Source organism: Desulfobacter latus, from assembly GCF_013389365.1.
In the GTDB taxonomy this organism is placed as follows: Bacteria; Desulfobacterota; Desulfobacteria; order Desulfobacterales; family Desulfobacteraceae; genus Desulfobacter; species Desulfobacter latus.
The window spans coordinates 1-7,895 of sequence record NZ_JACADJ010000108.1 but is presented as its reverse complement, the minus strand read 5'-3'; the positions used below and the strand labels follow the sequence as shown (position 1 = coordinate 7,895).

At 47.4% G+C, this 7,895-nt stretch carries 6 protein-coding genes; 4 read left to right on the top strand and 2 right to left on the bottom strand.

Features of this window, described 5'->3' with window-relative positions; genetic code table 11:
* Positions 1 to 107 precede the first annotated feature (107 nt).
* From HXW94_RS17650 to HXW94_RS17635, 4 genes are all read left to right on the top strand, one after another.
* Positions 108 to 947: an EFR1 family ferrodoxin gene (locus HXW94_RS17650; RefSeq protein ID WP_246294184.1), complete on the top strand. Its 840-nt coding sequence runs from the start codon at positions 108 to 110 to the stop codon at positions 945 to 947.
* A 522-nt stretch (positions 948 to 1,469) separates the two neighbouring features.
* Complete coding sequence (dnaN, locus tag HXW94_RS17645) at positions 1,470 to 2,591, top strand: DNA polymerase III subunit beta (protein WP_178368213.1); 1,122 nt, start codon at positions 1,470 to 1,472, stop codon at positions 2,589 to 2,591.
* Positions 2,588 to 5,002: a DNA topoisomerase (ATP-hydrolyzing) subunit B gene (gene gyrB, locus HXW94_RS17640; protein WP_178368212.1), complete on the top strand. Its 2,415-nt coding sequence runs from the start codon at positions 2,588 to 2,590 to the stop codon at positions 5,000 to 5,002. The genes dnaN and gyrB overlap by 4 nt, the downstream gene beginning before the upstream one ends.
* A gap of 134 nt (positions 5,003 to 5,136) precedes the next feature.
* Positions 5,137 to 5,664 (top strand): single-stranded DNA-binding protein, encoded by a 528-nt coding sequence (locus tag HXW94_RS17635; protein WP_178368211.1) that lies wholly within the window; start codon positions 5,137 to 5,139, stop codon positions 5,662 to 5,664.
* Positions 5,665 to 5,953: 289 nt separating this feature from the next.
* On the opposite strand, the gene hisF is transcribed toward HXW94_RS17635, so the two are convergent.
* Both hisF and HXW94_RS17625 read right to left on the bottom strand, forming a co-directional pair.
* Positions 5,954 to 7,546 carry an imidazole glycerol phosphate synthase subunit HisF gene (gene hisF, locus HXW94_RS17630; RefSeq protein ID WP_178368210.1) on the bottom strand — a complete coding sequence of 531 codons (1,593 nt, stop codon included), beginning with the start codon at positions 7,544 to 7,546 and terminating at the stop codon, positions 5,954 to 5,956.
* Between the two features lie 122 nt (positions 7,547 to 7,668).
* The coding region (locus HXW94_RS17625; protein ID WP_218576794.1) for a hypothetical protein at positions 7,669 to 7,895 on the bottom strand (227 nt) is incomplete at its 5' end.

The following is a 7,895-nucleotide window of genomic DNA, read 5'->3' as shown; positions in this document are numbered from 1 at the left end:
GACGGCTATTCCTACAATACGACGTGCTAAGGTCCGGTACCTGGACTACTAAATTATTATAAGGAGGGCGGCAATTCCTCCCCTGAGCTAAAGACTCAGGGGTTTCCTTGCCGCATTTTATGAAAAAAATTACCCTTGTCTATTTTAGTCCCACCAAAACAACCGAAACCGTGCTTCGGGATATCACCCAGGGTCTTGCTCAAAGTCTGGAAATCAGTAGTTCGGAAATAACCGCCGTTAACTTCACCCGCCCGGAGATTCGTGGAACCGTGCTTGAGCCTTTTGATAAAGATGATATCGTGCTGCTGGGGGCGCCTGTATATGCCGGCCGCCTGCCCGCCGATGCAGCTGATTTCTTTAAAAAACTGACGGCCTCCGGAACCCCGGCCATACTCACCGTGGTATATGGGAACAGGGAATATGAAGATGCATTGCTGGAACTTAAGGATGTTGCGTCGGCATGCGGATTTATCCCTGTTGCCGGGGCTGCCTTTATTGGCGAACACTCCTTTGCAAGCACAGATATTCCCGTTGCCATGAATCGGCCGGATGAAAATGATCTGAAACAGGCCCAAGACTTTGGCGGCAATACCGGAACGTTGCTAAAAAAGACCACTGATTTAAAGAAACTTGCCGTCTTGGAAGTACCGGGGAATTTTCCGTACAGGGAGGGCATGGGCACGGGTGCCCCGGACTTCATTGCGGTGACGGATGCCTGCACGGAGTGCGGAATTTGTGCCACGGCTTGTCCGTCAAATGCCATTGATGCGGACGATGGATTTGCCACCATTGCAGCAGACTGTATTTTATGCTGCGCCTGTATCAAGGCATGTCCGGAACAGGCACGGTTGATGAAGGCGGGCCCCATCAAAGATAAAGCCAGATGGCTGAACGAAACCTGTTCAATCCCCAAACCTGTCCAAGTCTTTTTTGCCGTGGAACCCTGACTTTTTAGGATTGGTTCTAACGTCGGCCGCTGTAGGGGCAGGCCACCGTGCCTGCGGACTTGGTCATAACATCGGCCACAGCGTAGGTTGGGTTGAACGAAGTGAAACCCAACAACTTATCGGCGTTGGGTTTCGTTCCTCAACCCAACCTACCGGAAATCCATATGGCCTAAAATATGATCAAGGCCGTGCCTGCCCTGACAAAGGCAACCACAGAGGGATTGCGCTGACGAAAAACGGCCTATCACGACAGCGACACTTTGTCTTATTTCCGCAAAAAGCTTCGGCAAATCAACGCATTATAGCTGACTTAAAGCTATAAAATTCTTTTTAAACGGGAGGATTTTTGAAAGTGTCGCTGTCGTGCTATAGAATCAAGCCCGAATTTTTTATCTGACCCACTGCCCTGAGCAGGCCCATAACCCAGCGTATCAACGTGTATCATCTCTGCCATTTCTCTTGATAAATCAAACGGTTTATTATAGACTTATCTGGTTTAACAGATGATAAAAAGGATTCTAAATGAAATTTTCCTTCAATAAAAAGGATATCCTGGAAGTTCTGGCAAAAATTCAGGGTATTACCGGTAGAAAAACAAGTTTAAAAATCACCTCCGATATCTTAATCAAGGCCGCTGAGTCAAAAATAACCATCACCGCCAATGACCTTGAAACGGTCTTCACCGGTACCTATGACGCGCAGGTGGAAACCTCTGGGATTCTGTCTATCAATTCAAAAAAATTCTTTGAAATTATCAGAGAATACCCCAATGAAAATATCTGCATCAATGAGGTTGAGAACCGGTGGGTTGAAATAGGAACGGGAGACAGTGTTTATCACATTGTCTCTTCGGATTATGAAAATTTTCCTGAAACCCCTGTGATTGAAAACGTCAACTTCATAGAAATTACAGCCAAAGACTTGAAAAAGATGGTGGCCGTTTCTTCTGTGGTGGGATATCAGAACGAAGAAAAAAGGATATATGTCCTGGGGTCGCTGATTGAAAAGGCCGCGGTTGAAGGAGAGGACGTGCTTCGGATCGTCTCAACGGATTCAAGACGGCTTCACTGTTTTGATGCGTCGTTTACAGGGGATCTTGATCTGGGGGATTCCCGGGTGATCATCCCCAAAAAAGGGCTGGCCGAACTTGGCAAGTTCATTGATTCCGATATTGAAACCATCAAGGTCGGCGTCAAGAAAAATCATTTTGTGTTCCAGCGGGCCAATGAATCCATCATGATCAAATTGCTTGAAGGTGACTATCCGGACTACAGGCTTGTCATGAATTTCGAGGGCATGATCCCCATTGAAATTGACCGGGCAATGTTTCTGACACTGATGAAACGGGTATCCATCCTTACCTCGGAAGATTGTAAAAGCGTTATATTCAACTTTACGGAAAATAATTTGACCGTTACCATCACCAATCCTGAAATCGGCGAGTCAAAAGAACAGCTCATGGTTGGTTTCTCAGGAGAAGAGATAAAAAGCGCCTTTAACCCCAGGTACTTCATGGACGCCCTTAATCTGTTCAAAGACGACATTGTGACATTGAATATCAAAAACAGCAAAAGCCCCTGCATCATTAAAAGCATGAAAAACAATAACCTTATTTGCGTAATAATGTCCATACATCTATCATGAATAAAAACCAAGGCAGTAAAGATTACGGCGCAGGCGCCATCAAAGTTTTAGAAGGCCTTGAAGCTGTCCGGAAAAGACCGTCCATGTATATCGGCAACGTGGACCTTGAAGGCCTGCATCATCTCGTATATGAGGTGGTAGACAATTGTATTGATGAGGCCATGGCAGGATATTGCGACACGGTTTTTGTCACCATCCACGAGGATATGTCGGTGAGTGTGGAGGACAACGGCCGGGGTATCCCGATTGAAATGCACGAGACTGAAAACATACCGGCCTGTGAGGTGGTCATGACCAAACTGCATGCCGGCGGCAAATTCGATAAAGAAGCTTATAAAGTTTCCGGCGGCCTGCATGGTGTCGGGATCTCCGTTGTCAATGCGCTGTCCGAGCATCTAACCATGGAGGTGTTCAAAAACGGCAAAATCTACAATCAGACCTATTCCAAAGGCCACAAACGCACTGAACTTGAAATTTTTGGTGATACGGAAAAAAGGGGAACCAGAATCACGTTTTCTCCGGATTTTACCATTATGAATCACAACGAGTTCAGCTATGAGATTCTGTCCCGGCGCATGCGGGAACTGGCCTTTTTGAACAAAGGCGTCAGAATTGTCATTGAAGATGAACGCTCGGCACAAAAAGATGATTTTCATTATGAAGGCGGAATAGTCTCCTTTGTGGAATACCTGAACCGGGCCACCTCGGTGCTGCACGATCCCATCCATATTGAAGGGGATAAAAACGATGTCCAGATAGAAGTGGCCATTCAGTATAATGATACCTTTAAGGAAAAATTGTACTCTTTTGCCAACAATATCAGGACCATTGAAGGCGGATTCCATGTATCCGGCTTTAAAGGCGCCCTGACCCGTACAGTGAATGCCTATATTTCAGGCAATACCAACCTGCCCAAAAATATGCAGAGCATCAAGATCAGCGGCGATGACATGAGAGAGGGCTTAGCCGTCATCATCTCCGTGAAACTTATGGAGCCCCAGTTTGAAGGCCAGACCAAGACAAAACTGGGCAACAATGAGGTCAAGGGCATTGTTGAATCCCTGCTCAATGAAAAACTGGGCCAGTTTCTGGAAGAAAATCCCAATGTCGCCAAAAAAATCATTGCCAAGGGCGTGGATGCGGCACGGGCCAGGGATGCGGCCAAACGCGCCAGGGAGCTTGCCCGTAAAAAAGGGACATTGCTTGATTCCACGTTGCCGGGAAAACTTGCCGAGTGCCAGTTTGCCGACCCTGCAGAGCGTGAACTGTTCCTTGTGGAGGGCGATTCTGCAGGCGGCTCTGCCAAACAAGGCCGGGATCGCCGCTTCCAGGCCATCCTTCCCTTAAAAGGTAAAATTCTCAATGTGGAAAAGGCCCGGTTCGACAAAATTATTCGAAGTGATGAAATAAAAAATATCATTACGGTGCTGGGTACCGGCGCAGGCAGGGAAGAGTACAACATAGAAAAAATCCGCTATCATAAAGTGGTCATCATGACGGATGCGGACGTGGACGGCTCACACATCCGGACCCTGCTCCTCACTTTTTTCTACCGCCAGATGCCGGACCTGATATCAAACGGCTATCTGTATATTGCCCAACCCCCGCTTTTCAGGGTGGGATCAAGGAAAAACGGCATCTATCTGAAAAATGAAACCGAATACGCCGATTACCTGATCCGCAGAATTTCATCCCAGAAACAGATCCTGATCAACGGCCATGACACGCCGCTGACCGAGGATGAATTCTATGCGTTCCTGCAAAACATGACAGAATACTATAACAACATGAACCAGCTTCATAAACGCGATTATGATACGGATCTTCTGTTTAGCCTGATTTGGAAAGGGGTCAGTTCAAAGCGTTTCCTGGAAGAAAAAACCAACCTGGAAGCATTATCCGAGATGCTCAAAGATAACGGATATACCCCCCGGGAGATTGAATTTGATCAGGAACGCAGCATTTATGAAATGGATATTCTGGATAACACCGGGCAGGCAAAACTGCTGCGTGTGGGAAGAGACATTCTCGGCACCAACGACTATCAGAAAATGCGCCAGGCCTATGAAAAAATAAAAGACTTGAACCAGCCCCCTTTTTCTATATCATCAAAGGCGGCTGATGCAAAAACCGTCACAACCCTTGATGATTTAAACGGCCTTTATGAATATCTCATGGCTGAAGCCAAAAAGGGGATTAACATACAGCGCTACAAAGGTCTGGGTGAAATGAATGCGGATCAGTTGTGGGACACAACCATGAATCCGGAAAAACGGATTATGCTCAAGGTGAATATTGAAGATGCGGAAAAGGCTGACGAAATATTTACCCTGCTCATGGGGGAAGAGGTGGAGCCCCGGCGCAATTTTATCCAGAAGCATGCGCTGGAAGTGTCCTCTCTGGATTATTAATTCGTGTTTGAACGAAACGCCATCCATCTGGGGCGTTGCAGAAAAATTTGCATCTGAACAACGTTGCGTTCAAATACATATTTTCTCAGATACTAGGAATTTTCTCAGGCAATATATAGAAAGGAGAGTTTAATATGGCAGGTCTAAATAAAGTCATGCTCATCGGTAATTTGGGAAGAGACCCTGAAATCAGATACTCCCAGCAGGCTTTGGCTGTGGTGAATTTTACCTTGGCAACCAGTGAGCAATGGACGGATAAAAATACAGGAGAGCGCCAGGAAAAAACCGAATGGCACAGGATTGTGGTATTCGGCAAACAGGCTGAAACCTGTGAAAAGTACCTGTCAAAAGGTCGGCAAGTTTACCTGGAAGGTCGGCTGCAGACCCGGTCCTGGGAAAAAGAAGGGCAGACACATTACACCACTGAAATTGTCGCCTCAACTGTCATTTTTCTGGGCAGCCGGGATGGCGGCGGCCAGTCCGGTTCAGGCGGTTCAGATTACCAGAGAGGCGGATATCAGAACCAGCCGAATTCCGGTGGGGGGGGGGGATATACCCCGAACCGGCCTGCGCCCAATTCAGATAATTTCCAGGGCCCAGCCCAGCCCGGCACGCCCGACGAACCTGATCAAGCCATTCCGGATGATGAGATTCCGTTCTAAAGATGTGCGTATTGAGTTGTGAGAAAAACAGCTTGTTCTAAATCTCAACTACTCAAAATTCACAACTTTTTTATTTAGGAATGAGTCGGAAATAACTTAACCTGGGAGCGCAGGCGTCCCGCCTGCATCGTTGCTGCGGGCGGGGCGCCCGCGCTCCCGGATATATAAAAATGGGTAAATTAGCGCCCTTTGGGCGGGCTGTTGGGTGCTGGGTTCTGGGTTCTGGGTGTTGGAAATTCCTATACTCTCAAGTTATTTAAGACCCATTCCTTAAAGCTGTTCTTAAAAGCTACGTTCGCACCTCAATGCCCTGTTCGGCAAGATGCTGTTTCACCGACTGAATGGGCACTTCTTCCCTGTGAAAAATACCCGCGGCTAATGCCGCTTCAGCCTTTGTATACTTAAACACTTCGGCAAAATGGGCTTCACACCCGGCACCGGAAGAGGCAATCACCGGAATGGAGACATTGCTGCGTACGGCATTGATCAGGTCCAGGTCAAATCCGGAGTTGGTCCCGTCCTTATCTATGCAGTTGAGCAGAATTTCACCGGCTCCCAGTTCTTCACAGGTCCTTGCCAGGGCTACGGCATCAATATCCATGGCTTTCCGGCCCCCGCTCACCGTGCATTGGTACCAGCAATACGCTTCGCCGTTGGGCCCTTTTTCCCCGGATGTCACCTTGACCACATGGTGTTTGGGGGCATCTTCCGGACTGTTGACCCAGGCCCTTTGGGGATCAACGGAAATCACCACAGCCTGGGCCCCATAAACCCTTGAGATCTCTTCAATGGCTGATTTTTTTGTTTTCTGGCCGGATTCAAGGTATGCCATGGCAATATAAACCGCATCCGATCCAATGGAAACCTTATCCGCACCCGCCCTGAAATACCGGGCCGCAACATCCAGAGACGAATAGTGCCGGCCCCGGGCATCGGTGAATTCACGGATGCCACCGCCAATGGTCAAAGGCACAAACACCTGTTTTGAAGTTTGTTCCAGGACCTTTAGCATGGGCATATCCTCCAAGGGGAAATCCCTGAATCCTGTTATATTTAAAAAAGTGATCTCGTCAGCGCCCTGCTCGTAGTATTTTTGGGCCAACGCCACGGGTTTACCAAGATTTCTGACACTGCCCGCTTCCCTGACATCGTACTGATCTCCCTTGGTCACCACTAAATCCCCATTGTCATTGGACCGGACATCCAGACAGGCAATCACCCGTTTTGACAACCCTCTGGCCGGTATGTCAGCGGGCCCTCGGGCTTTCAGGCTGTCTGAATAAATGAAATTATCAAGCAGTTTCATGCCGGCAGCCCCGCTTTTTTCCGGATGGAACTGGGTGCCGATGACATTGCCCTGCTGCACAGCCGACGCATAAGGGTAATCATAGGTGGTGGTGCTCAGAATAACATCGGGGTTTTCAGGCGCGATGTGGTAGGAATGGACAAAGTAAAATTTTGTATCCGGATCAACCCCATCAAGAAAAGGGGAGTCCTGTTTGATATGAATGCCGTTCCATCCGATGTGAGGCACGGACAGGTCCGTTCTAAAGCGTTTTACCCGGCCTTTAAAAAATCCAATGCTCTCATGGGTGGAAACAAGTTCTTCCTCGCTGCCTTCAAAAAGGGCCTGCATACCCACGCAGATGCCCAGAAACGGCCGGTCAGCCTTGAGATATTCACGCAAAGGCGCCACAAAACCACGCTCATGAAGGATTTCAAGCATGGCCCCATAGTTGCCTACACCGGGAAAAATCAGCCTTTCAGCCGCCAGGATATCTTCAGGTTTCTCAACCATTTTAATGCTGCCGCCCATTTTTTCCACAGCATTGATCAGACTGCGCACATTGCCTGCTCCATAATCTAACACTGTAATTTTCATTATTATTTTTTCCCCGCTCTTTCAGACTTTTTGTTGAATTGGGCATGCTTAATGGTAGGTTATAAAATCTAATTAAATAGTAATCAAAAGTATTTAATTTACGATCCAAATAGACTTTTTTATTAAAATGCAAGCACTTTAAATGGCTGAAACCCACAGCCTCTATTCCTTATCCTTATAAGTTCATTAAGGGATTCAGGAACTTCTTTTCGAATGATGTTTAATGCACCGTTCAGATCAGCGTTGATTATGCCCTTCGACCATTTGTACAAACCTCTTTTAATTCTCTTGCCTGTAAAAGATAGTTTGTTTTCCGGTGAATAAGCAGGGATCGGATCTTTATCAAGAC

What these genes read in the sequence shown, in the direction of transcription:
- gyrB (WP_178368212.1), top strand. Translation starts at nt 2,588, where the DNA reads ATGAATAAAAACCAAGGCAGTAAAGATTACGGCGCAGGCGCCATCAAA.
- hisF (WP_178368210.1), bottom strand. Translation starts at nt 7,546, where the DNA reads ATGAAAATTACAGTGTTAGATTATGGAGCAGGCAATGTGCGCAGTCTG.
- HXW94_RS17635 (WP_178368211.1), top strand. Translation starts at nt 5,137, where the DNA reads ATGGCAGGTCTAAATAAAGTCATGCTCATCGGTAATTTGGGAAGAGAC.
- dnaN (WP_178368213.1), top strand. Translation starts at nt 1,470, where the DNA reads ATGAAATTTTCCTTCAATAAAAAGGATATCCTGGAAGTTCTGGCAAAA.